The 24,023-nt window shown below is 72.7% G+C and carries 19 protein-coding genes; 17 read left to right on the top strand and 2 right to left on the bottom strand.

Going from position 1 to position 24,023, the window contains the following annotated elements; translation table 11 throughout:
• The first annotated feature begins 14 nt into the window (after positions 1 to 14).
• The 7 genes from ACZ5VD_RS08780 (at position 15) to ACZ5VD_RS08750 (ending at position 7,897) form a co-directional block, all read left to right on the top strand.
• On the top strand, positions 15 to 2,246 hold the full coding sequence (locus ACZ5VD_RS08780) for a heavy metal translocating P-type ATPase (RefSeq protein ID WP_468681587.1): 2,232 nt from the start codon (positions 15 to 17) through the stop codon (positions 2,244 to 2,246).
• A complete protein-coding gene (locus tag ACZ5VD_RS08775) occupies positions 2,243 to 2,755 on the top strand; it encodes a copper chaperone PCu(A)C (protein WP_468551220.1) in 513 nt (170 codons plus the stop codon). The genes ACZ5VD_RS08780 and ACZ5VD_RS08775 overlap by 4 nt, the downstream gene beginning before the upstream one ends.
• Positions 2,756 to 2,950: 195 nt before the next feature.
• Positions 2,951 to 3,604 (top strand): hypothetical protein, encoded by a 654-nt coding sequence (locus ACZ5VD_RS08770; RefSeq protein ID WP_468681585.1) that lies wholly within the window; start codon positions 2,951 to 2,953, stop codon positions 3,602 to 3,604.
• A 152-nt stretch (positions 3,605 to 3,756) separates the two neighbouring features.
• Positions 3,757 to 4,377 carry a sigma-70 family RNA polymerase sigma factor gene (locus ACZ5VD_RS08765; protein ID WP_468551222.1) on the top strand — a complete coding sequence of 207 codons (621 nt, stop codon included), beginning with the start codon at positions 3,757 to 3,759 and terminating at the stop codon, positions 4,375 to 4,377.
• Between the two features lie 573 nt (positions 4,378 to 4,950).
• Positions 4,951 to 6,015: an ABC transporter substrate-binding protein gene (locus tag ACZ5VD_RS08760; RefSeq protein ID WP_468681583.1), complete on the top strand. Its 1,065-nt coding sequence runs from the start codon at positions 4,951 to 4,953 to the stop codon at positions 6,013 to 6,015.
• Positions 6,016 to 6,017: 2 nt separating this feature from the next.
• Positions 6,018 to 7,085, top strand: coding sequence for a FecCD family ABC transporter permease (locus ACZ5VD_RS08755; protein ID WP_468681582.1), 1,068 nt, complete (start codon positions 6,018 to 6,020; stop codon positions 7,083 to 7,085).
• Complete coding sequence (locus ACZ5VD_RS08750; protein ID WP_468681580.1) at positions 7,082 to 7,897, top strand: ABC transporter ATP-binding protein; 816 nt, start codon at positions 7,082 to 7,084, stop codon at positions 7,895 to 7,897. Before ACZ5VD_RS08755 ends, ACZ5VD_RS08750 begins: the two co-directional genes overlap by 4 nt.
• A 57-nt stretch (positions 7,898 to 7,954) precedes the next feature.
• Here ACZ5VD_RS08750 and ACZ5VD_RS08745 read toward each other — a convergent pair whose 3' ends face one another.
• Complete coding sequence (locus tag ACZ5VD_RS08745) at positions 7,955 to 8,170, bottom strand: heavy-metal-associated domain-containing protein (protein ID WP_468551226.1); 216 nt, start codon at positions 8,168 to 8,170, stop codon at positions 7,955 to 7,957.
• 315 nt (positions 8,171 to 8,485) lie between these two features.
• Between ACZ5VD_RS08745 and ACZ5VD_RS08740 the strand changes: the two genes are divergently transcribed.
• The 4 genes from ACZ5VD_RS08740 (at position 8,486) to ACZ5VD_RS08725 (ending at position 14,088) form a co-directional block, all read left to right on the top strand.
• Complete coding sequence (locus tag ACZ5VD_RS08740; protein WP_468681578.1) at positions 8,486 to 9,874, top strand: MFS transporter; 1,389 nt, start codon at positions 8,486 to 8,488, stop codon at positions 9,872 to 9,874.
• A 16-nt stretch (positions 9,875 to 9,890) separates the two neighbouring features.
• Positions 9,891 to 11,717, top strand: coding sequence for an asparagine synthase (glutamine-hydrolyzing) (asnB, locus tag ACZ5VD_RS08735; protein ID WP_468681576.1), 1,827 nt, complete (start codon positions 9,891 to 9,893; stop codon positions 11,715 to 11,717).
• A 48-nt stretch (positions 11,718 to 11,765) separates the two neighbouring features.
• Positions 11,766 to 12,965, top strand: a complete 1,200-nt coding sequence (locus ACZ5VD_RS08730) for a cytochrome P450 family protein (protein WP_468681692.1) — start codon at positions 11,766 to 11,768, stop codon at positions 12,963 to 12,965.
• Positions 12,966 to 13,095: 130 nt separating this feature from the next.
• A complete protein-coding gene (locus ACZ5VD_RS08725) occupies positions 13,096 to 14,088 on the top strand; it encodes an L-tyrosine/L-tryptophan isonitrile synthase family protein (RefSeq protein ID WP_468681575.1) in 993 nt (330 codons plus the stop codon).
• A 49-nt stretch (positions 14,089 to 14,137) separates the two neighbouring features.
• On the opposite strand, the gene ACZ5VD_RS08720 is transcribed toward ACZ5VD_RS08725, so the two are convergent.
• Entirely contained in the window at positions 14,138 to 14,743 is a 606-nt protein-coding gene (locus ACZ5VD_RS08720) for a TetR/AcrR family transcriptional regulator (protein ID WP_468551230.1), read from the bottom strand.
• 214 nt (positions 14,744 to 14,957) lie between these two features.
• Here ACZ5VD_RS08720 and ACZ5VD_RS08715 point away from each other — a divergent pair, with 214 nt between their 5' ends.
• The 6 genes from ACZ5VD_RS08715 to fusA all read left to right on the top strand — a co-directional run bounded on the left by ACZ5VD_RS08715 (position 14,958) and on the right by fusA (position 24,019).
• Positions 14,958 to 15,581, top strand: a complete 624-nt coding sequence (locus tag ACZ5VD_RS08715) for a (2Fe-2S)-binding protein (RefSeq protein ID WP_468551231.1) — start codon at positions 14,958 to 14,960, stop codon at positions 15,579 to 15,581.
• A complete protein-coding gene (locus ACZ5VD_RS08710; protein WP_468551232.1) occupies positions 15,578 to 16,570 on the top strand; it encodes an FAD binding domain-containing protein in 993 nt (330 codons plus the stop codon). Before ACZ5VD_RS08715 ends, ACZ5VD_RS08710 begins: the two co-directional genes overlap by 4 nt.
• Positions 16,567 to 18,717 carry a xanthine dehydrogenase family protein molybdopterin-binding subunit gene (locus ACZ5VD_RS08705; protein WP_468681573.1) on the top strand — a complete coding sequence of 717 codons (2,151 nt, stop codon included), beginning with the start codon at positions 16,567 to 16,569 and terminating at the stop codon, positions 18,715 to 18,717. The genes ACZ5VD_RS08710 and ACZ5VD_RS08705 overlap by 4 nt, the downstream gene beginning before the upstream one ends.
• Positions 18,710 to 19,852 carry an XdhC family protein gene (locus tag ACZ5VD_RS08700; protein WP_468681572.1) on the top strand — a complete coding sequence of 381 codons (1,143 nt, stop codon included), beginning with the start codon at positions 18,710 to 18,712 and terminating at the stop codon, positions 19,850 to 19,852. The genes ACZ5VD_RS08705 and ACZ5VD_RS08700 overlap by 8 nt, the downstream gene beginning before the upstream one ends.
• A 194-nt stretch (positions 19,853 to 20,046) precedes the next feature.
• Positions 20,047 to 21,531 (top strand): MFS transporter, encoded by a 1,485-nt coding sequence (locus ACZ5VD_RS08695; RefSeq protein WP_468551391.1) that lies wholly within the window; start codon positions 20,047 to 20,049, stop codon positions 21,529 to 21,531.
• 397 nt (positions 21,532 to 21,928) lie between these two features.
• Complete coding sequence (fusA, locus tag ACZ5VD_RS08690) at positions 21,929 to 24,019, top strand: elongation factor G (protein ID WP_468681570.1); 2,091 nt, start codon at positions 21,929 to 21,931, stop codon at positions 24,017 to 24,019.
• Positions 24,020 to 24,023 lie beyond the last annotated feature (4 nt).

The following is a 24,023-nucleotide window of genomic DNA, read 5'->3' as shown; positions in this document are numbered from 1 at the left end:
CGCCGACTGCCCTGTTGACGACCGATCTGACCGTCGGCGGCATGACCTGCGGGGCCTGTGTGCGGCGCGTCGAGAAGAGACTCGGCAAGCTGGACGGGGTCACCGCGACCGTCAATCTGGCCACCGGCCGGGCCCGGGTCAGCCACCCGCCGCACATCGGGGCCGGGGAACTCGTCACGACGGTCGAGAAGGCCGGCTATACGGCAGCCCTGCCCGAACCGCCGAAGAGACAGCGGCACGAAGAAGCCGACCGGGAGTCCGAGGACGGCCGCGAGGAACGCGACCGGCTGCTGATCACCGCACTGCTCGCCCTGCCCGTGCTCGTCCTGTCCATGGTGCCCGCACTGCAGTTCCGCAACTGGCAGTGGCTGTGCTTCGTGCTGGCCGCGCCGGTCGCCGTGTGGGGTTCCTGGCCCTTTCACACCCGGGCGGTGCGCGGGCTGCGGCACTCGGCGGCCACCATGGACACGTTGGTGTCCCTGGGGGTGGTGGCTTCCTTCGCGTGGTCCTCGTACGCGTTGTTCCTCGGCGGTGCGGGCGATCCCGGGATGCGGATGCCGTTCAGCCTGGTGCCCTCCGCCTCGGACGGGGTCGCCCACATCTACCTCGAAGCGGCCGTCGGCGTACCGCTGTTCGTGCTCGCGGGACGTTTCTTGGAGGCACGGGCGCGACGCGGGACCGGAGCGGCACTGCGGGCGCTGGCGAACCTCGCGGCCAAAGAGGTGTCGGTCCGTGCGGACGACGGCTCCGAACGACTCGTCCCCATGGAGCAGTTGGGGGCCGGGCAGGTTTTCGTCGTGCGGCCCGGAGAGCGGGTGGCCACCGACGGGCAGGTGGTGAAGGGCAGTTCGGCCGTCGACCTGTCCCTGGTCACCGGAGAGAGTGAGCCGGTCGAGGTCGGCCCGGGCTCGGCGGTGGTCGGGGGAGCCGTCAACGCCGGCGGACTGCTGCTCGTACGGGCCACCGCGGTCGGGGCGGACACGCAACTCGCGTGGATCACCCGGCTGGTGACCGAAGCGCAGGCGGGCAAGGCCAGGGCGCAGCGGCTGGCCGACTCGGTCGCGGGCGTCTTCGTTCCCGTCGTGCTCGCGCTGGCCGTCACGGCTCTGGGGTTCTGGCTCGGTGCCGGGGCCGATCCGCAGGCCGCCATCACCGCGTGTGTGGCCGTCCTGGTCGTGGCCTGCCCGTGCGCCCTGGGGCTGGCGACGCCGACCGCGCTGATGGCCGCCACCGGCCGCGGAGCCCAACTGGGCGTCCTGGTCAGCGGTCCTGAGGCGCTGGAGGGGCTGCAGCACCTGGACACGGTCGTGCTCGACAAGACCGGCACACTCACCTCGGGGCACATGAGCCTCGCCCGGGTCACGGCCGTGCCGGGCGGGCTGGAGAGGGACGCCGTGCTGCGGCTGGCCGGGGCGGTCGAGCAGGGCTCGGAGCATCCGCTGGGGCGGGCGATCACGTCGCAGGCGCGACGGACACTGCCGTCACTGCCGGATGTCGTCGAGTTCGTCGCCCTGCCGGGAAGGGGAGTTCGCGGCCGGGTCGAGGGACGGCTGGTCGAAGTCCTCGCCCCGGACGACGAGTTGCCCGCCGCCCTGACGGATGCGCTGTCGGTCGCGGAGGCCGCCGCGCACACGCCGGCCGTGGTCCGCGTGGACGGCGTCGTCGCGGCGCTGATCGAGGTCGGAGACGTCGTACGGCCCGGCAGCTACCGGGCCGTGGAGGGGCTGCGGCGCCTCGGTGTACGGCCCGTGCTCGCCACCGGCGACCGGGAGGCACCCGCCGAGGCCGTCGCGAAGGCTCTGGGCATCGACGAGGTGCACGCCCGCCGCACCCCGGAGGACAAGGCCGACCTGGTACGGGACCTGCGGGAGCGGGGCCACCGCGTCGCGGTCATCGGCGACGGGGTGAACGACGCCGCCGCGCTGGCCGGTGCCGACCTCGGCATCGCCATGGGCAGCGGCACGGACGTCGCCATCGGGGCCGCCGACGTGACGCTCGTACGCGGCGACATCGAGGCCCTCGCGGACGCCGTGCGGCTGGCCCGGCGCACGCTCGGCACGATCCGCGTCAACCTCGTGTGGGCCTTCGGCTACAACGTCGTGACCGTGCCGCTCGCCATGGTCGGCCTGCTCAACCCGATGCTCGCCGCGGCGGCGATGTCGGTCAGTTCGCTGCTCGTGGTCGGCAACAGCCTGCGGCTGCGCGGCCGGCAGCCCTCGTCACCGGCCCGGAGGCGCACCCGATGACCGAACAGTCCCTCTGGCGGCCGACCCGTCGCCGCCTCACCGACACCCTGCTCGCCGCGCTCGCACCCCTCGCCGTGTGCAGCGTCGCGCTGGGCGGCCTGACCACCTGGGTCGGTGCCGGGAAGGCGGGCAGCCCGGCCCGGATCGGCATCTCCAACTCGCGGGTCTTCCTCCCGTACGGCGACACCACCGAGACCGCGGCGTTCTTCGACGTCACCAACCTGGGCGGCACCGACGACCGGCTGGTCGGGGTGACGTCCTCCGCCGTGGGAGGGGAGATCGCCCTCAGCCGCCACCGCATGATCAACAGCGGTACCGCCTACAAGGCCGACGTGGACGCGGTGGCCGTCCCGGCGGGCCGCGCACTGTCCATGTCGCCGAACGGCCTGGACGTGACACTGCGGGCCGGGGCGGGATGGAAGGAGGGCGACGAGGTGCCGTTCACGCTGCACTTCGAGCGCAGCGGGGCGGTCGAGGCCATCGCCGTGGTGGTCCCGCCGGGGTCGTGACACGGAGCCTGTGAGTGGGTGCGGGACGCGCTACGGCCGTACGGCGACCAGACCCCCGCGGCAGGCGTAGACAGGCGGTGAGGCCCGCCTCGACCTGCGCGGCGAGCCTGAACGAAGCCGACCGCGTGAGTGAACCCGGGGCGATTTCCGTACCCACCCATGACGAACGTCGGCCGGATGCGAGGATGAGGCGCCATGACAGCAGGGTGGTGTTCTCGCGCAGTACGGGCCGCGGTGTTCGCGGCTGTCTGTGTGCTGCTCGCCGCCCTGGGCCACGTCATGATGTCCGGCAGCCGCGTGCCCTGGTGGGCACTGGCGGCGGCGGTGGCCGTGACCGGTGGCGCGGGCTGGTGCCTGGCCGGCCGCGAGCGCGGGCTGCCGCTGATCGTGACGGTCGTGGTCGCCGCGCAGACAGGTCTGCACTCGGCCTTCTCCCTCGTCCAGTCGGTGAACGGGGGAACAGCAACACCGCCCGAGGACATGGGGTCCACGCATATGGAGTCCATGAACATGGACTCGATGCACATGCACTCCATGGACGCCATGGACATGGGCCACATGGATCACTCCTCGGCCGGTTCGTCGTCGCTCGGCATGCTCGCTGCCCACCTGCTGGCAGCCCTCCTCACCGGACTCTGGCTGGCGTACGGCGAGAAGGCCGCGTTCCGCATCCTGCGGGCCGTGGCCGGATGGCTGGCGGCACCGCTGCGGCTGCTGCTCGCCCTGCCCCTGCCCCCGGACCGTCCGCGACCGAGGGTGCGCCGACGCCGCTCCGAGCGGACCCCTCGCCTTCTCCTCATCCACGCGATCACCTCCCGGGGTCCGCCCGTGGGGACCGCTGTCGTCTGACGACAGCCGGCATCCCGAGGCCGCGCCCCCGCGTGCCTCGGGCAGCGGTCGTACGCCCGCACAGGCGCCGTACGGCCGTCTCCCCACTCACCGGACCGCCCGCGCCCTCGCGCGCCGCCGGTCCGGAACACGGATGACGAGAAGGACACCACGTGATCACTTCTGTCCTGCCCGCCCCGCCCAGAGAAGGCCAGAGCGAGAAAGCGGCGTCGCTCGACGAGTCGATAACGGCGTGGGCGCTCGCCGCCCGGGGCGGCGACGCGGACGCGGTCGAGCATTTCGTGCGCGCCCTGCACCGTGACGTCCAGCGTTACGTCACCCATCTCTGCGGCGATCCCCAGGCCGCCGACGACCTCGCCCAGGACACGTTCCTGCGCGCTCTCGGCAGCCTGCACCGGTTCGAGGGCCGCTCCTCGGCCCGCGCCTGGCTGCTGTCCATCGCCCGCCGCGCGGTGATCGACAGCTACCGGTACGCCTCCGCCCGGCCCCGCCTGTCCGACCTGCCGGACTGGCAGCTGGCCGTCGAGAACGCGCAGCCACGGGATCTGCCCGGCTTCGACGACGGCGTAGCTCTGCTCGATCTGCTGGAGTCCCTGCCGGGCGAGCGCCGGGAGGCGTTCGTCCTCACCCAGCTGGTCGGCCTGCCCTACGCGGAGGCGGCCGAGGCGGGCGACTGCCCGATCGGCACGGTCCGATCCCGCGTGGCCCGCGCCCGGGCGACCCTGATGGAGCTGCTGGACGAGGCGGAGGAGTCCGCCCTCCAGGCGGCCTGAGCTCGACCGAGGGTGTCGGTGCCGACGGGCGGAATCCGGCACCGACACCCTCGTCATGCAGCCGGCGCAGGAGGTGGAGACCATTGGTACGACGTCGTGCCGGTCTCCCGACGGCGGCCCGGCCCGCACCTCCAGCGGGCTCACCGTCCAGCCGGACCGCGCCCTCACCGACGTGACCGACGCCGTTCCGGTGATCCTGCCCGGAGCCGACGGCATCCCGGCGATCCAGAAGGAACCGCCGACGAGACGATCGGCGCCCCGGCCCCGCGGTCGAGCCGGGTCGCATCGGTGCGCACCCGTGCGTTCCCGCTCGCCGGGGCCGGCCGCCTCGACGGCCGCAGGGCGGTCACCCACGGGGAGTTGACCGGCGAACCGGCGTGCAGACACCCGGCCGCGCGACGTGCCGTGCCGCCTTCCGTCCTCCGCGTGTTCCGGATCTCGCCGGTCGAGCGCCGCGAGCGGTTCTCCGGAGGGCATCTGCCGAATCGGCGGGAACCCGGGGCGCGTTCGCCCCGACTTCTGGACCGGGTGACGGAAGTTCACCCGCGTACCGAGTGGAACCGGAGACTTTCGATGCGTTCTCGTGTGTGGGGCGGTACGGCGGCCGTCGTACTCGGTGGCCTGCTGACGGCGGGCTGCGGCGGCCAGGACAAGGACACGGCCGGCGAGAGCGCGGGGAAGGCCGTCACGGACGGATACCCGGTGTCCGTCACCGACTGCATGGGTGCCAGGACCGTCTTCTCCGCCGCGCCGCAGAAGATCGTCACCAGCAACGCCTCCAGCCTGGAGCTGCTGCTCCGCCTCGGCGCCGGTGACCAGGTCGTCGGCACCGGCTTCCCGCCGGGCCAGGGCACGTTGCCCGGCGCCCTCGACGCCCGGGCGCAGAAGGTCGAGGTGCTCGGCGAGACCGTGATCCCGAAGGAGAAGCTTCTCGGCTCCGGGGCCGACCTGTACATCGACACCTTCGCCCACATGGACATGGGCGGCGGCATGGGGGACGCGCCGACCGAGGAGGAGTTCAAGGCGGCCGGGATCAAGCACATCTACCTGAAGTCCACCGCCTGCGCGGCCCGGAGCAAGAGCGCGGTCACCGACCTCTCGGCCGTCGAGGCCGACATCACCTCCCTCGGCGAGGTCACCGGCACGAGCGCCAGGGCGAAGGAACTCGTCGCCGGTATGAGGTCGACGGTGGACGCCGTACGGAAGGCGGTCGGCGGCACGGCGCAGAGCGCGCGGCCGACGTACTTCTTCTTCGACTACGACGCCGGCACCAAGCAGCCCTTCGTCGTCTGCAACCGCCAGGTCGCCAATGCGGTGATCACCCTGGCCGGCGCCCGCAACGCCTTCGCCGACTGCGACGGCGACTACAAGCAGGTCGGCTGGGAGGACGTGATCGCCAAGAACCCGGACTGGATCCAGCTCGGGGTCCGCAACCGGGGCAGCGAGGCGGCGAACGACAGGGCGTTCGACGAGGCCGAGAAGTGGCTGACGTCCAACGCGGCGACCAAGGGGCTGACGGCGGTCAAGGAGGGCCACTTCCTGCGCATCGCCTCCGAGCGGACCACCATCGCCGGGGTGGGGAACGCCGACGCGGTCGAGGAGATCGGGAAGACCCTGTATCCGGGCAAGGTCGGCTGACGGTGGTGTCCGTCCTGGTGCGTCGGGAGACCGGATCGGAGGCACGCGGCCTGCCCGCCGGGCCGCTGGCGCTGGTTCTCGGTGCGTTGCTGCTCGTGGCGCTGACGGCGGCGGTGGCCTGGGGGTCGACGTCCATCCCGCCCGGAGAGGTATGGGGCGTGGTGTGGCGTCGGCTGGTCGGCGAGGCGCCCCGTCCCGGCACGAACGACCTGATCGTGTGGCAACTCCGCGTCCCGCGCTCCTTGTTGGCGGCCCTGGTCGGCGCCGGACTCGGTCTCGTCGGTACGGCGGTGCAGGCACTCGTGCGCAACCCGCTGGCCGATCCGTACCTCCTGGGCATCTCCAACGGTGCCTCGCTCGGCGCGGTCGCCGCGATCGTGCTCGGTCTCGGGACGGGCGGGGCGCTGGGAATCGGACTGTCGGGCGCGGCCTTCGCCGGAGCTCTGGCCACCTTCGCCCTGGTGTGGACGGTGGCGCGGCGCGGCGGCGGTTTCGCACCGCTGCGGCTGGTGCTGGCCGGGGTGGCGATCGGCCAGTTCCTGTCCGGCTTCACCAGCTATCTGGTGTTGCAGGCCGGGGACGAGCAGCAGACCCACAGCGTGCTCTTCTGGCTCATGGGCAGCCTCAGCGGCGCGAACTGGGAACTGCTGGCCGTACCCGCGGTGGCCGTTCCGCTGGCCATGGTCTGGTTGCAGGCGCGCGCCCGCGGTCTGAACGCCCTGCTCATGGGTGACGAGACCGCGGCCGGACTCGGCATCGACGTCACCCGGCTGCGCCGCGAACTGTTCACCGTGACCAGCGTGCTGACCGGCGTCCTGGTCGCGGTCTCGGGTGCGATCGCCTTCGTCGCGCTGATGGTTCCGCACGTCTGCCGCCTGGTCGTCGGCGGCGACCACCGCCGTCTGCTGCCGCTCTCGGCGCTCGTCGGGGCGCTGCTGCTGGTCGTGGTCGACATCGTCTGCCGCACGGCGATGGACACGCAGGAACTGCCGGTCGGCGTGGTCACCTCGCTCATCGGGGCTCCGGCCCTGTTGTATCTGCTGGACCGGCGTCTGGGGAGCGGCAGTTGAGGATCGACATCGAGGACCTGCACGTCGCCTACGCCGGGCGTACGGTCGTCACAGGTGCCCATCTGATCGCGGCCGAGGGCGAGATCACCGGCCTGGTCGGGCCGAACGGCAGCGGCAAGTCCACGCTCCTGCGCACGGTCTACCGGCATCTGAGACCCGCCGCGGGACGGGTGCTGCTCGCCGGCGCCGACATCCGGGAGATGACGCCCGTCGAGTCGGCGAGACATGTGGCGGCGCTTCCCCAGGAGCGCGGCAGCGACTTCGAGTTGTCCGTGCGGGAGGTCGTCGCGATGGGCCGCACCCCGTACAAGCGCGCCTTCGCCGGCGAGGACGCCACCGACCGGGACATCGTCGCCCGCGCCCTCGCCGACGTCGGCATGGACGGCCACGCGGGGCGCCGCTTCACGGCCCTGTCCGGTGGCGAACGCCAACGCGTGCTGCTCGCCCGGGCGTTCGCGCAGAAGCCGGACGTCCTGGTCCTGGACGAGCCGACCAACCACCTCGACGTCCGCCACCAGGTCGAACTGCTGGCACTGCTCCGCACCCGGCGCCGTACGACACTCGTGTCCCTGCACGACCTCAACGCGGCCGCCTCGGTCTGTGACCGGCTGCACGTGCTGCACGCCGGGTCCGTGATCGCCTCCGGAGCGCCGCGTGAGGTGCTCACTCCGGCGCTGCTGGCCGAGGTGTTCGGCGTACGGGCGGCCGTGATCGACCATCCCCTCACCGGGGACCCCCTGATCGCCTTCGACCATCGGGCGCCGGCCGCCGCGGAGCCGGCCACGGCGGTGGAGACACCCAGCGCTGTGTGAACGCGTCCGGCCGGGCGGGACGACGGGGGAGGAGCCGTCCCGCCCGGACGGAGGGGGTCAGGCGGCGACCGGGTCGGCGACGGCGTACCCGGCCTCGACGATGGCGGCGCGCAGCAACCCGTCGTCGAGGTCCGTGCCGTGCACGGTGACGGCGTGCGCGTCGAGATCGACCACCACCTCGCTCACCCCCGCCACCTCCGAGACCTCTTCCCTGACGCTCGCCGCGCAGTGCTCGCAGGTCATGCCGGTGACGGTGTACTGCCTCTGTGCCATGGGGAACTCCTGGGTGCCATAAGGGCTTTGGGTGGCATGCGGGTCCGCGGTCGCGGATGTTCGGGCCGATGCCGTCACCTCAGGAGTCGGCCGGAGGGGGCACGGAGTTCCGCGGCGGACCAGTCGGCTCGCCGGCTGTGTCCGGCCGGCCGGCCGCCGGTGCTCCGCCGCAGGCGCCACGCGTCATGCCCTTCCGCGCGCCGAGGCCGACCGTCGTCCTTTTGCCGATGACCGGGAACTCACCCCTGATTCCTGCCGACTTGTGGGACGAGGCCGCTGTCCGGCGGCCCACCCGCGACGGTGAGGGGCGGCAGGGTGACACACCACGGTTCCGGCCCGGAACAGCCCGGTCCCGCCGCCCCGGTCGAGGACCGCTGGCTACTGGTGGCCGTGGCGGGCGTGCTGTCGTTCCTGGCGATGCTCGACATGAACATCGTCAATGTCGCCCTGGCGGACATCGCCGAGGGCCTGCACGTGTCCGCCGCGACCGCCCAATGGGCGGTGCTGGGCTATCAACTCCCGCTCGTGGCCTTGCTGTTGCCCGTCGGCCGGTGGCTGGACGGGGTGGGGCAGCGCTCCGCCGTACTGGCCGCGACCGCCGGCTTCGGACTGTGCAGCGCCGTGGCCGCCGCCGCGCCCTGGGCGGCCTGGCTGATCACCGCCCGTGTCGCCCAGGGCGCCTTCGGGGCGGTGCTGTTCGTCCTGATGCCCGTCCTCGCGATGCGTTCCGTACGGCCTCAGGCGCGCGGGCGGGCGATGAGCGTGCCCGCGACCCTGGGGCCGCTGGGCGCGGTGACCGGACCCGCGGTGGGCGGTGTGCTGCTCGACCACTTCGGCTGGCACTCCGTCTTCCTCGTCAAGATCCCCTTCTGTGTTCTCGCTCTCGCCCTCGCGTGGAAGGCGCTGCCCCGGGACGGCGGACCGCGCGCGCCCGATGGCCGCGCGGTGGCCGACGCGGTACTGGTGGCCGCCGGGACCACCGCCCTGCTGCTGGCGCTGACGCTGGGGGCGGGCGGTCCGGCCCGGCTGCTCCTCGCCGTCGTCGCCGTACCGCCGCTGTGGTGGTGGCTGCGCGGTTCCGGCGGCAGGCCGGTCACCGGCGTGCTCCGGACGGCCGGGCTGCCGCGGGCCCACGGGGCGGTCCTGGGCCTCGCCGCGGGATTCGCCGCCATGCACTACGTCGTCGCCCTGCACCTCCGGCGCGACGACGGCCTCAGCGCCACGACCACCGGCCTGACCGTGCTCGCCTTCCCGCTCGGCATGGGAGTGGCCGGGCCCCTGGGGGGTCGCCTCGCCGACCGGTTCGGCGCGCGCCGGGTCGCGGTCACCGGCGCCGCGCTCACCGCCGCGGGGCTGCTCCTGCTGATCCCGCTCGGCGACGGCTGGACACCGGCGGACGTGGCCTGGCGGCTGGGGCTGGCGGGATTCGGCATGGGCCTGGGCGGCGGCCCCACCCAGGCGCTGGTCATGGGCGCCGCCCCGCCCGACCGCCTCGCGACCGTCGGCTCGACCGTGCAACTCGCCCGCAGCCTCGGCTTCACCCTCGGCCCGGCCCTGGCCACCGCCGCCTGGGCACTGAACGGTGCCCGAGCGGGGCTGGCCCTGGCAGCCCTCGCCGCCTGTCTCGCCGTGCCCCTGCTCGCGCTGCCCGGCCGCTCGCCGGCCGCCGCATCCGAGCAGGCGACCGACGCCGCCCACACCTGACCCAGGAGACCTCCCCATGTGCGGAATCACCGGCTGGGCGTCCTTCCTCCACGACGCCCGCACCCAGGCCCCGGTCATCGAGGCCATGACCGCCACCCTCACCCCGCGCGGCCCCGACGCGGGCGGTGTCTGGCTCGGCGAGCGCGCCGCGATCGGCCACCGACGGCTGGCCGTCATCGACCTGGCCGGCGGCACGCAGCCGATGACCGACCGGCCCGACGAGCCGGCCCTCGTGCTCAGTTACAGCGGCGAGGTCTACAACCACCACGCGCTGCGGGCCGAACTCCGAGGCCGCGGCCATGTCTTCCGCACGCGCAGCGACACCGAGGTGGTGCTGCGCGGCTACGCCGAGTGGGGCGAGGCGGTCGCGGATCACCTGGAGGGGATGTTCGCCTTCGCGGTCTGGGACGAACGCGCCCGGCGCCTCCTCCTCGTCCGGGACCGCCTCGGCGTCAAGCCGCTGTTCTGGGCGGCCATCGACGGGGGAGTGGCCTTCGCCTCCGAACCCAAGGCCCTGTTCGCCCACCCGGAGATACGGCCCCGTGTCGACGCCGACGGGCTGCGAGAGGCGTACAGCCTGCTGTTCAACACCGGGCCGACGGTGTGGTCCGGCGTCCGGGAGGTCGAACCCGGCGGCCTCCTCGTCCTGGACCGCGACGGCATCCGCGAACGCCGCTACTGGCAGTTGGAGGCCCACGGCCACGACGACGACCAGGACGCGACGATCGAGCGCATCGGTGACCTGGTCGGCACGGCCGCCCGTGGCCGGCTGGAAGCCGACGTCCCGCTGTGCAGCCTGCTGTCCGGCGGCATCGACTCCACCGTCCTGACCGCCCTGCTCGCCGACGAACTCCGCCTGCGCGAGGGCTCGGACACCCGAATCCGCTCGTACGCCGTCGACTACAGCGATCAGGCCGACCACTTCACCGGGGACGTGCTGCGCACGGGGCACGACACCCCGTTCGCGATCGAGGCCGGCGCCTTCATCGGCACCGACCACAGCACGGTCGTACTCGACCCGCGCTCCCTCCTCGACCCCGAGCACCGCAGGGCGGTCGTGGTCGCGCGGGACTCGCCGATCGGCGTCGGCGACATGGACACCTCGCTGTACCTGCTCTTCGGCGAGATACGGCGGCACTCGACCGTCGCGCTGTCCGGGGAGGCGGCGGACGAGGTCTTCGGCGGCTACCCCTGGTTCCACAACCCCAAGGCGCTGGCCGCGCGGACCTTCCCGTGGCTGCTGGTGACGGGCGACGAGGCCGCCATGCCGCTCAACCCCGAACTCGACCTGCGCATCCCCGAGTTCCGTGACGACACCTACCGCACCGCCCTGGACGCGGTACCCCATCTGGACGGCGAGACCCCTCTCGAACACCGCCAGCGCGAGATGCAGCACCTCTCCCTGACCCGCTGGCTGCGCCAACTCCTGCACCGCAAAGACCGGTTGAGCATGGCGCAGGGACTGGAGGTGCGCGTCCCGTACTGCGACCACCGCCTCGTCGAGTACGCCTTCAACGCGCCCTGGGCGCTGAAGAGCCACGACGGCCGGGAGAAGAGCCTGCTGCGCGCGGCGGGCGCCGCACTGGCACCCGAGGCGGTCCTGTGGCGACCCAAGAACCACTACCCGGCCACCCACCACCCCGACTACAACCGCGGCCTCCAGGACATGGCCCGCGAAGCCCTGGCCACCGAACAGGTCCGCGCCCTGGCTGACGAGACCCGCATCAAGCCCTGCCTGGACACCCCGCCCGACCACCTGGAATGGGGCCACCGGCTGCGGCTGGAACGCGTCGTCGACCTCGCCCTGTGGCTGGACCACCACCAGCCCGAACTCGCCCTGTAAGGAGCCACCTTGACCGTCCAGGAACCCTCACCCGACGCCGTCCCGCTGATGGGCTGCCCCTACAAGGCCGACCCCTACCCCCTGTACGAGGAGATGCGCGAGGCCGGCCCGGTCCACCCTGTGCTCTTCCCCAGCGGAGTACAGGCATGGCTCGTCACCGGCTACGACGCCGCCCACGCAGCCCTGAACGACGACCGTCTCGGCAAGAACCACGACCGCGGCAACGACCGCTGGAGGGCCCGGGCGTCGATCATGCCGGAGCCCCAGCACTCCCAGCTCCAGGCGCACCTCCTCCACCAGGACCCGCCGCAGCACACGCGGATGCGGCGGTTCGTGACGGACGCCTTCACGCCCCGCCGGATCGAGGAACTGCGCCCCCGTTTCCAGGAGTTGGCGGATGCCCTGATCGACGCGCTGCCCTCGGCCGGGGGCGCCGACCTGGTGTCGGGCTTCGCCGCCCCCTTCCCCTTCCAGGTCCTCGCCGAAGTCATCGGCCTTCCGGGGGAGCTGGCTGCCCGCTTCGACCGCGACTGGGGCAAGGTCGTCCAGCCCGTCGGCCCCACCGACCCCGGACGGCCGCGGTACGAGGCCCGCCTGCACGGCCTGCAGGGCTACATAGCCGAGATCGTCGCCCACAAGCGCGAGCACGGGGAGGACGACCTGCTCGGCCGACTCGTCGTGGCCCGCGACCGGGGCGAACTGTCGCAGGAGGAGCTGGACTCCATGATCTTCCAACTCCTGGTCGCGGGTCAGGAACCGGTCACGAACCAGATCACCACGGCCCTGATCGCCCTGTTCCGCAACCCCGGGCAGCTCACCCGTCTGCGCTCCCGGCCCGAACTGCTGCCCCGCGCGGTCGAGGAACTCCTCCGCCATGACAGCGCCTTCGAGCTGACCACCTGGCGCTTCTTCGACAGGGACAGCGATCTGCACGGCACCGAGATCCCGGCCGGCGACTCGGTGATCGTCTCCCTGTGCGCGGCCAACCGCGACCCGCGCCGCTTCCCCGACCCGGACACCCTGGACCTCGACCGCAGCCCCAACCCGCACCTGGCCTTCGGCCACGGCATCCACTTCTGCCCCGGCGCCGCCCTCGCCCGCGCCGAACTCCGGATCGCCCTGGGCACCCTCCTCGCCCGGCTGCCCGGCCTCCACCTCGCCATCGACGACGAGGACATCGAGTGGATCCCGGCCGTCCTCGGCCGTGGCACCAGCCATCTGCCCGTCGGATACGACCGACGCCTCTGACACCGGCTGCCGGCTCACGGGTCGGGCAGCACCGCCCGAGCCGTGGCCGGCCGAACGACCCCACTCGACACCCCGCGCCTGGCCGCGACCCGCCACGGCGCCATGCCCGCACGCCTTCAGGAGGAACGACATGCCGCCGACGACCGCGCCCGACACCCTCCCCACCAGCACCAGCACCAGCACCAGCACCAGCACCAGCACCAGCACCAGCACCAGCACCAGCACCAGCACCAGCGTCGCGATCCTGAACCTGCTCCTGCCGCACCACCGCACGACCGACCGGGCCCGTGCCCGCGCCGACGCGTTCCCCCATCAACTGCGCCAGATCGACGACTTCGTGCGCGCGGGCGATCCCCTCGTGTTCACGCTGCCCGGCTTTCCCTGCAAGTCCCCGAACCCGGCCAAAGTCCTCGGCCGCCTTCCGGACATGGGCGAACGCCTCTCCCTCACCTTCCTCGATGCCCTGTGCGCGGAGGTCGAGCGCGTCCACCCGCCCGGGGCGCGCATGGTGATCTGCTCCGACGGCCACATCTTCGGTGACCTCATCGGCGTCCCCGACGCACACATCGACGCCTACGCCGACGAACTGCGCGGATTCATCAACGGATCGGGTCTGGAGAGACTGTCCGTCTTCGACCTGCGCGACGTCCTCGGCGACCTCCCGCACGACACCAAACGCACGCACGTCCACGACCGCTACGCCCCGCCCCTGGACGTTCTGCGGGCCGAGATCCGCACCGACGGCCAGGCTCTCGCCCTGTACCGGGGAATCACCCGGTTCCTGGTCGAGGACACCGCCGACCACGCGGGCACCCGTTCGATGCTCCAGCGGGAATGCCGGCAACGTGCCTATGGCGTCATACAGCGCAGCCGGGCCTGGGGCGCCCTGATCGCCGAACACCACCCCGGCGCCGTACGCCTGTCCATCCATCCTCAGCCCATCGGCGCCACCAAGTTCGGCATCCACCTCCTGGACGCGTCCGACGCCTGGGCCACGCCCTGGCACTCGGCGGCCCTGCACCGTTCCGACGGAACCTGGACCCTCCTGCCGCAGGCGGAAGCCGCCGGGCTGGGGCGCCTGGTGATGGCCGACGGCAGAGCCAGCCACTTCGAACCGAGGTGATCGGGCCGCTGTTCGTGGGGTGATCGACGCGTTCCTGTGTCATGGGGTCTCAGGTGTGGGTCACCGGGCCCGTGGCCGCTTCCCCCGCGCGGCCCGCGCGCAGTCCGTCCATGACGAGGTCCAGGAGGCGGGTGGTGCGCGTCTGCCGGTCCTCGTGGGGGGCGATCTGCCAGAGCCCGGCGATGGCGAGGAAGAAGTCGTCGGCGGAGACTCCCGGGCGGATGGCGCCGGCTTCCTCGCCTGCGCGGAGCAGGAGTTCGGCAGCGGCCGTCAGGGGTGCGTGACCCGGTTTCGCCGGGCCGCCGGATGCGCTGACGGCCCGGCGGATCGCCTCCGCGATGCCGGCCTTGGCGGTCGCGAACCGCGCCAGCCGGTCCATCCACGCGCGCAGCGCCCGGTCGGGTCCGTGGGTCCCGAGCAGTTCGGGCGCGGCCTCGGCGACCTGCCGCATCTCGTGCCGGTAGACCTCCAGCACGAGCGCCTGGCGGTCGGGGAAGTTCCGGTAGAACGTGCCCTGGCCGACCCCCGCCTTCTTCGCGATCGCGCTCAGCGGGGTGTCCGCGGAGACGGTCAGCTCCGCGAGGGCGACTTCCAGGATGCGCTCGCGGTTGCGTTGCGCGTCCGAGCGCAGGGGTGCGTCCTTCTTCGGCTGCACTCGCCCTCCTCGTGGATCGCGACCGAAATCCGTCCTTGATAACCGGACAGCTGTCCACTACGTTGATGGAAGCGGACAGCTGTCCATTTGAGTCCACTCTAGCGCCGGTGCGGCCGGTGTCCCTCCCGGTGTCCCACTCGATACGGTTCCCCGATTCGATTGCCTGCCGGAGCGCGCTCTCGACGTGCTCCGGATACGCGAAGGAAGGCTGATCATGGCCCCAGCCCCAGCATCGACGTACAGCGCCGTCACTCTGAAGATCAACGGAGACAAGCACACCCTGTCCGTCGACCACCGCACCACCCTGCTCGACGCCCTGCGGGAGCGGCTCGACCTGACCGGCACCAAGAAGGGCTGCGACCAGGGGCAGTGCGGCGCCTGCACGGTACTGCTCGACGGACGCCGGGCGGTGTCCTGTCTCCAGCTCGCGGTGGCGGCCGAGGGCCGCGAGATCACCACCGTCGAGGGCCTGGCCGAGGACGGGCGACTCCACCCGGTGCAGCAGGCGTTCCTCGACCTCGACGGCTACCAGTGCGGCTACTGCACACCCGGCCAGATCTGCTCGGCCGTCGCGGTGATCGAGGAACACGCGGCGGGCTGGCCCAGCGCCGCCACCGAAGACGTCCGGCCCGAGGCCGGACCACCGCCGCTGAGCGCCGCCGAGATCCGCGAACGGATGAGCGGCAACCTGTGCCGCTGCGGCGCCTATGTGTCGATCGTCGAGGCCGTCGCCCGCGCGGCGACGGAGCGGGCCACAGCCTCCACCGCCTCCACGGGCGGCACCGACCGCACGGAAGCGGGCCGCACGCAGGCGGACGGCACGGAGGTCGCCGCATGAAGGAGTTCACCTACCGGCGCGCCACCGACGTCACCGGCGCCCTCGCGCTGCTCGACGCCGACCCCGACGCCCGTTTCCTCGGCGGCGGCACCAACCTCGTCGACCTGATGAAGACCGGCGTCGAGCGGCCCGCCCGGCTCGTCGACGTCCGCGAACTGCCCCTGGACGACATCGAGTCGACGGAGGAAGGCGGTCTGCGCATCGGCGCGACCGTCACCAACAGCGACCTCGCCGCACATCCCGAAGTCCGCCGCCGCTACCCGGCGTTGACCGAGGCCGTACTGGCCGGCGCCTCCGGGCAGCTGCGCAACATGGCCACCGTCGGCGGCAACCTCCTCCAGCGCACCCGCTGCGGCTACTTCGCCGACGTGACCAAACCCTGCAACAAGCGGGTCCCGGGGAGCGGTTGCCCGGCCGTCGCCGGCGAGCACCACAACCACGCGATCCTGGGAGCCAGCGAGCACTGCGTGGCCACCCACCCCTCCGACATGGCCGTGGCACTGACGGCCTTCGACGCCGTCGTGTCGTACGAAACGGCCGACGGGCCCGGCGAGTCGGCGCTCGCCGACTTCTATCTGCCGGTCGGTGACACCCCGCACCGGGAGACCGCCCTGCCGCCGGGTGCGCTGATCACCGCGGTCACTCTGCCGCCCGCCCCCGTCGCCGCGCACTCCCGCTACCGCAAGGTGCGCGAGCGGGCCTCGTACGCGTTCGCCATCGGCTCGATCGCCGCCGCGCTCGACGTCCACGACGGGGTCGTACGCGATGTGCGTCTCGCCTTCGGGGCGGTCGCCTCCCGGCCCTGGCGTGCCCGGCACGCCGAACTCGCCCTGGCGGGGCAGCCGGCCCACGCCGAGAACTTCGCGGCCGCCGCCGACGCCGAACTGGCCGTGGCCAGGCCGCTGCCCCACAACGTCTACAAGGTGACCCTCATGCGCAACCTCGTGGTGGCCGTGCTGACCGAACTCGCCGAGGAGGCCGCCCGATGACCACCGCCCCCACGGCGCGCACGAACTCCGTCGGCACCGCGCACACCCGCGTCGAGGGTGTCGACAAGGTCACCGGCGCGGCCCGCTACGCCGGCGAGATCCCGTTCGCCGGACTCGCCCACGGCTGGCTCGTGCTGTCCACCGTCGCCCGCGGGCGCATCCGCTCCGTGGAGGACGCCCCCGTCCTCGCGATGCCGGGTGTGGTCGCCGTCCTGCACCACGGCAACGCCCCGCGCGTCGACACCGACTACGTCGGCATGCTGGGCGTCCCGGACCGGACCGCGGCCGTCTTCCAGCACGACCGGGTGCCGCACGTGGGCTGGCCGGTCGCCCTGGTCGTCGCCGACACCTCCGAACAGGCCCGGGAAGCCGCCGAGTCACTCGTCGTGCGCTACGAACAGGAGCCGTTCGACGTCGACTTCGGCGGCGAACACCCGGACGCCTACCCGGTCGACAACCACGGTCCGGCAGTCGTCCAGAACGGCGATCTGGAGGCCGAACTCGCCGCGTCCGCGGTCGTGCTGGACGCGGAGTACACCACCCCGGAGGAACACCACAACCCGATGGAGCCGCACGCGGCGACGGCCCACTGGGACGGCGGCCGGCTGGAGGTCGTCGACTCCAACCAGGGCACCCTGTGGGTCGCCAGTGAACTGGCCCAACTGTTCTCCCTCGACCCGGCCTCGGTGCGGGTTCGGTCCGAACACGTCGGCGGCGGCTTCGGCAGCAAGGGCGTCCGCGCCCACCAGGTGTCCGCGGTGATGGCCGCGACCGTCCTGCAACGCCCGGTACGCGTGATCATGACGCGCCGTCAGATGTTCTCGCTGGCCGGCCACCGCAGTCCCACCCGGCAGCGCCTCAGGCTGGGCGCCGACTCCGAGGGCCGGCTGCGCGCGCTGGAACACAGCTCCCTGAGTCTCACCTCGACGGTGCACGAGTTCATCGAGTCGGCCGCCGGACCGGCCCGGACGATGTACGGAGCCGACGCCCACCACACCGTCAACCGGCTCGTGCGACTCGACGTCCCGACCCCGACCTGGATGCGCGCGCCGGGCGAGGCACCGGGATCGTTCGCGCTGGAGTCGGCGATCGACGAACTCGCCGAGAAGTGCGGCATCGACCCGATCGAACTGCGCGCCCGCAACGATCCCGACCGGGGTCCGGTCTCCGGGCTGCCGTTCAGTGGCCGCAACCTGCTCGGCTGCTTCCGGGAGGGCGCCCGCAGGTTCGGCTGGGAGGACCGCGACCCGCGCCCCGGGGTGCGTCGCGAGGGCCGTCTGCTGCTGGGCACCGGAACCGCGGCGGCCTCCTTCCCGGCCGGCGCCGCGCCCTCCACGGCCGCCGTGACGGCGGAGGCCGACGGCACCTTCACCGTGCGGATCAACGCGGCGGACATCGGCACCGGAGCCCGGACCGCCCTCACCCTGGTCGCCGCCGACGCGCTGGAGACGGACCCGGCCCGGGTCCGAGTGCGCATCGGGGACAGTGACTTCGGCGCCGCGTTCATCGCCGGCGGGTCGATGGGCACCCGCTCCTGGTCCTGGGCGGTCATGGCGGCCGGCGCGGAACTGCGGGAGCGGCTCGCCCCCGGCGTCACCGTCCCGCCCGAGGGGATCACCGTACGGTCCGACACCACCGAGGCCGTCGGCGCCCTCGCCCAGAAGGAACGGCACTCCTTCGGCGCCCAGTTCGCCGAGGTCGCCGTGGACCCCGACACCGGCGAGATCCGGGTCCGCCGCATGCTCGGCATCTTCGCGGCCGGCCGGATCGTCAACCCGCTCACCGCACGCGGCCAGTTCATCGGCGGCATGACCTGGGGCATCTCCATGGCCCTGCACGAGGAGGCGGTACGGGACCACGGCACCGGCGGCCACTACGGCGCCGACCTCGCCGCCTACCACGTGGCCGCGCACGCCGACGTACCCGCCATCGAGGCGGACTGGATCGACGACCCCGACCCGGACGACCCGGTCGGCATCAAGGGCATCGGCGAGATCGGCATCGTGGGCGCGGCGGCGGCCGTCGCCAACGCGGTCTGGCACGCGACCGGCGTACGCCACCGCGACCTGCCCATCCGGCCCGACCGCGTCCTGACGGCGGCCGACCGGACCGTGACAGCGGCCGGACAGGCGGGCGGACATGCTTGACCTCGCCGACGCACTGGACCGGTGGGCCGAAGAGGGCCGCGACTTCGCCGTCGCCACCGTCGTGGCCGTCGACGGCAGCGCCCCGCGCGGCCCCGGCGCGGCCCTCGCGGTCGACCGCGAGGGCACGGTGATCGGCTCGGTCTCGGGCGGCTGTGTGGAGGGCGCCGTCTACGACCTGTGCGTGCGGGCCCTCCAGGACGGCGAGACCGTCGTCGAACGCTTCGGCTACAGCGACGAGGACGCCTTCGCCGTCGGACTCACCTGCGGCGGGGTCATCGACGTCATGGTCACGCCGGTCGGCGCGGACGCCCCCGACCGGCCGGTGCTGCGGTCGGCACTTTCGGCCGCGGCCCGCGGTGAGCCGTCGGCCCTCGCCCGGGTGGTCCGGGGCCCCGAACGCCTTCTCGGCCGGGCGCTGCTCGTGCGGCCCGACGGGGCCTCCGAGGGCGGCCTCGGGGGCGCGCCCGAGCTGGACCGTACGGCGGCGGCGGAGGCGCGGGCCCACCTGGAGGCCGGCCGCACCGGCACGGTCGAGCTGTCGGCGGACGGCTCGCTCTGCCCCGGCGGCCTGACCCTGCTCGTCGAGTCGAGCGTGCCGCCACCCCGGATGATCGTCTTCGGGGCGATCGACTTCGCGGCGGCCCTGGTGCGGGCGGGCAAGTTCCTCGGGTACCACGTGACGGTGTGCGACGCGCGGCCCGTCTTCGCCACCCCGGCCCGCTTCCCCGACGCCGACGACATCGTCGTCGACTGGCCGCACCGCTATCTGCGGGGCACCGCGACCGACGCGCGCACGGTGCTGTGCGTGCTCACCCACGACGCCAAGTTCGACGTACCGCTGCTGAAAGAGGCCCTGCGGATGCCGGTCGCGTTCGTCGGGGCGATGGGATCGCGCCGCACCCACGCCGACCGTGAGCGACGACTGCGTGAAGTGGGCTTGAAGGAAGGGGAGTTGGCGAGGCTGCGGTCGCCCATCGGGCTCGACCTCGGTGCCCGGACGCCGGAGGAGACCGCCCTGTCCATCGCGGCGGAGATCGTCGCCGCGCGGCGGGGCGGGACGGGGGTGCCGCTGACCGGGTCCGGGGCGCCGATCCACCGGGACCGGGGCGAGGGGAGGGCCGAGGCGGCGGCCTGAGGGCCGGCGGCGGGTTCGAGTGGTCGCGTCCCACGGACGGGCGTACCGTCGAACGGTGGACCGGAGTGGACGCAGTCGTTCACTCTCCGCTCTCGGGGGTTCGACCTCCGGATGTGTGACCTGCCATGACGAACCCGCAGCCGAACCCCTCAGCGCCGTCCACCACCCGGGAACCGGGCGGTGGCGGAAACACCATGGCGTTGCTGGTCATCGCCTCGTGCCAGTTGATGGTGGTGCTGGACATCACCATCGTGAACATCGCGCTGCCCGACATCCAGCGCTCCCTGGACTTCTCCACCACCAGCCTGGCCTGGGTCGTCAACGCGTACACCCTCACCTTCGGCGGTCTGCTGCTGCTCGGCGGCCGGGCCGGCGACATCCTCGGCAGGCGCCGCGTCTTCGTCTTCGGCGTGCTGCTCTTCGTCCTGGCGTCCCTGCTCGGCGGGTTCGCCCAGAACGAGGCCCAACTCCTCGCCGCCCGCGCCCTCCAGGGTGTCGGCGGCGCCATCGCCTCCCCGACGTCCCTCGCCCTGATCAGCACGACCTTCCGTGAGGGGCCCGAACGAAACCGGGCCTTCGGGGTGTTCGCCGCGGTCTCCGCGGGCGGCGGGGCGATCGGACTGCTCGCGGGCGGGATCCTCGTCGAGTGGCTGAACTGGCGGTGGGTCCTCTTCGTCAACGTCCCGATCGGCCTGCTCATCGCCCTCGCCACCCCCCGCTGGATCAGGGAGTCGCAACGCCACCCGGGCAGCTTCGACGTCGCCGGGGCGCTGACCTCCACCGCGGGCATGGTGCTGCTGGTGTACGGCTTCATCCGGGCCGCGCAGGAAGGCTGGCGGGACCCCGTCACACTGGGCTCGTTCGCGGCGGCCGTCGTGATCCTCGCCGCGTTCGTCCTCGTCGAACGGCGCTCCCGGCAGCCGATCACGCCCCTGCACATGTTCGCCGACCGCAACCGCGCGGGCACCTACGGCATTATGCTGTGCCTGGCCGCAGCGATCTTCGGCATGTTCTTCTTCCTCACGCTCTTCGTCCAGAACGTGCTGGACTTCAGCCCGATGCAGGCCGGCCTCGCCTTCCTGCCGGTCAGCGCGGTCATCGCGATCGGTGCCGGGCTGGCCTCCCGCTTCCTGCCGGTGTACGGCCCCAAACCCTTCATGGTGGCGGGCGCGATCCTCGCGGCGATCGGACTGGGCTGGCTGACCCTGACCGACGTGCACTCCACCTACGCGGGCAGCGTGCTCGGTCCGATGCTCGTGTTCAGCCTGGGCATGGGCATGGAGTTCGTCTCGCTCACCCTGATGGCGCTGTCCGACGTGCCCGTCCAGGAGACCGGTGCGGCCTCCGGACTCCTCAACGCCACGCAGCAGGTGGGCGGTTCACTCGGACTGTCCATCCTGGTCACGATGTTCGGCACGGCCAGCACCAACGAGGCGGACAAGCAGGTCCCGCTCTTCCTGGAACAGGCGACCCCGGCCGAACGCCTGCTCTTCCGGCGCACCGGGGAACTGCCCCGGCCGTTCTCCGACGAGGTCCTCACCGCCGGGGTGTCGGCGGCCTTCGTCATGGCCGCCGTCTTCACCGCGGTCGCCGCACTGATCGCCGTCCTCGTCATCCAGGTCCGCCCCTCCGACCTGGAACGCCTCAAGGGCGACGGAGCGGGCCCCGGGCCGGTCTGAGAACGGGGGCGCGGGAGCGAGGAGCGGCAGATCCCGTCCCCGGGGCGCGGAAAACCCGGTGCCGGGCCCCTGCCCGGTTCCCTACACTCACCACGAACCACGCGCCGCCCACCCGTTGGCGACGCGTGTCATGACGTGGAACGACGAGTGAGGGGAGACCGGCATGTGCGCCTACGCCGCCGTCGTCGTCCCCCGGTCGCAGTACGACGTGATCCTCGTGTCCTCGTCCGCCCGGTGCCCGCTGCGCGGCCGGTACCGGATGCCCCGGACGAGCGACTGACGTACCACCCGAGCTCCGTTCGTACGTCCATGTCCATACCCTGACGACCTGTCAGATATGTTGCCCTGTCCGGGAATCGCGCCGCCCTCTCACCGAGCCATTCGAAAGGCCACGGCCGTGCGCACCCACACCGACCCTCTCTCCGCCGTCCGCAACCTCGGCATCCTCGCCCACGTCGACGCGGGCAAGACCACCGTCACCGAGCGGATCCTGTACGCCACCGGGACCACGCACAAGCGTGGCGAGGTCCACGACGGCACCACCGTCACCGACTTCGACTCCCAGGAGCGCGACCGCGGCATCACCATCTTCGCCGCGGCGGTCAGCTGCGCCTGGGACGGTCACCGGATCAACCTGATCGACACCCCGGGCCATGTCGACTTCGCCGACGAGGTGGAACGCTCGCTGCGGGTCCTCGACGGAGCCGTCGCGGTGTTCGACGCCGTCGCGGGCGTCGAGCCGCAGAGCGAGTCGGTGTGGCGGCAGGCGGACCGGCACGGAGTGCCGAGGATCGCCTTCGTCAACAAGCTCGACCGGTCCGGCGCCGACCTCGACACCGCCGTCGAGTCGATCCGCGAGCGCCTGCACCCGGCCCCGCTGGTCGTACAGCTGCCCATCGGGCGCGAGGACACCTTCACCGGTGTCGTCGACCTGCTCCGCATGCGGGCGCTGACCTGGAGCGACGACGGTCAGGTGGCCGAGGAGGGGCCGGTGCCGGAGGTGCTGCGCGAGGAGGCGTCCAGGCGTCGTCGGCTGCTGGAGGAGGCGGTGGCCGAGCTCCATCCGGGGGCGCTGGAGGAATTCTGCACGCAGCCGACGGACGGGATCGCCCAGGCGATCGGCGGCGACGCGACCGGGCTCACCACCCGCACCCTCGTCGACGCCCTCCGTGACCTCACCCACTCCGGCGAGGGTGTCGTCGTCCTGTGCGGCTCCGCCTACCGCAACCGCGGGATCGAGCCGCTGCTGGACGCGGTCGTGGCCTATCTGCCGTCGCCGCTGGACGTGCCCGCCGTACGCGGCACGGACGAGGACGGCGGCGAGCAGGAGAGGGCCGCGGACCCGCGGGCGCCCTTCGCCGCGCTGGCGTTCAAGGTGAACGCCACCCCGACGGGGCGACTGACGTATCTGCGGGTGTATTCGGGAACGATCGAGAAGGGAGCGACGGTGATGGACGCGAGCGCGCGGCGCACCGAGCGGATCGGGCGGATCCTGCGCGTGCGGGCCGACCGGCACGCCCGGTTGGAGCGGGCGGTCGCCGGGGACATCGTGGCCGTCGTCGGGCTGAAGTCGGCCCGTGCCGGTTCGACCCTGTGCGCGCCGGACGCCCCGCTCGTCCTCGAACCGCCGACCGTGGCCGAACCCGTGGTCTCGGTGGCGGTCGAGGCCCGCAGCTCCACCGACACCGACCGGCTGGCCACCGCGCTCGCCCGGCTGGCGGAGGAGGATCCGTCGCTGGTGGTCCGTACCGACGCCGAGACGGGTCAGACGCTGCTGTCCGGGATGGGTGAGCTGCATCTGGAGGTCGCGGTGGAGAAGGTACGGCGCGACCACGGACTGGAGGTCGCCGTGGGCCGGCCGAGGGTGGCGTACCGGGAGACGGTCGCCCGCGGGGTGTCCGCTCTGGTGTACCGGCATGTCAAACAGGACGGCGGGGCAGGGCAGTTCGCGCAGGTCGTCCTCGACGTGGAGCCATTGGAAGGAGGCACCGGCTTCGAGTTCCGGTCGGCCGTCGTCGGCGGGCGGGTTCCGCAGGAGTACGTCCGGGCGGTCGAGGCAGGCTGCCGGGACGCCCTCGTCGAGGGGCCGATCGGCGGGCACCCGGTGGTGGGGCTGCGGGTCACCCTGACCGACGGGGCGACCCATGTGAAGGACTCCTCGGACACGGCGTTCCGCACGGCGGGCCGGTTCGCGCTGCGGGAAGCCCTGCGCGCCTCCGTGATGACCCTGCTGGAGCCGGTCGTCGAGGTCACGGTCACCGTGCCCGAAGACGCCGTCGGCACCGTGCTCGGTGATCTCGCGGCGCGGCGCGGGAAGGTCTCCGGCTCGGCCACGCGCGCGGGGTCGGCGGTCGTCACCGCGACCGTGCCGCTGGCCGAACTGTTCGGCTACGCCACCCGGTTGCGCAGTCGGACGCAGGGCCGCGGCACGTTCACGGCCCGCCCGACCGGCTACGCACCGGCTCCTGCCGTCACGGCGACGCGGTAACCGT

The sequence above is a fragment of the Streptomyces sp. NPDC032822 genome, assembly GCF_055578825.1.
Note: the sequence above shows the minus strand (reverse complement) of the source record. Positions and strands in the feature narration are given on the sequence as shown.

Bases quoted from the DNA above. Each gene is read 5' to 3' on its own strand.
- ACZ5VD_RS08775 (WP_468551220.1), top strand. From the start codon at position 2,243: ATGACCGAACAGTCCCTCTGGCGGCCGACCCGTCGCCGCCTCACCGAC.
- ACZ5VD_RS08770 (WP_468681585.1), top strand. From the start codon at position 2,951: ATGACAGCAGGGTGGTGTTCTCGCGCAGTACGGGCCGCGGTGTTCGCG.
- ACZ5VD_RS08760 (WP_468681583.1), top strand. From the start codon at position 4,951: ATGCGTTCTCGTGTGTGGGGCGGTACGGCGGCCGTCGTACTCGGTGGC.
- ACZ5VD_RS08745 (WP_468551226.1), bottom strand. From the start codon at position 8,170: ATGGCACAGAGGCAGTACACCGTCACCGGCATGACCTGCGAGCACTGC.
- asnB (WP_468681576.1), top strand. From the start codon at position 9,891: ATGTGCGGAATCACCGGCTGGGCGTCCTTCCTCCACGACGCCCGCACC.
- ACZ5VD_RS08730 (WP_468681692.1), top strand. From the start codon at position 11,766: ATGGGCTGCCCCTACAAGGCCGACCCCTACCCCCTGTACGAGGAGATG.
- ACZ5VD_RS08725 (WP_468681575.1), top strand. From the start codon at position 13,096: ATGCCGCCGACGACCGCGCCCGACACCCTCCCCACCAGCACCAGCACC.
- ACZ5VD_RS08715 (WP_468551231.1), top strand. From the start codon at position 14,958: ATGGCCCCAGCCCCAGCATCGACGTACAGCGCCGTCACTCTGAAGATC.
- ACZ5VD_RS08710 (WP_468551232.1), top strand. From the start codon at position 15,578: ATGAAGGAGTTCACCTACCGGCGCGCCACCGACGTCACCGGCGCCCTC.
- ACZ5VD_RS08705 (WP_468681573.1), top strand. From the start codon at position 16,567: ATGACCACCGCCCCCACGGCGCGCACGAACTCCGTCGGCACCGCGCAC.
- ACZ5VD_RS08700 (WP_468681572.1), top strand. From the start codon at position 18,710: ATGCTTGACCTCGCCGACGCACTGGACCGGTGGGCCGAAGAGGGCCGC.
- ACZ5VD_RS08695 (WP_468551391.1), top strand. From the start codon at position 20,047: ATGGCGTTGCTGGTCATCGCCTCGTGCCAGTTGATGGTGGTGCTGGAC.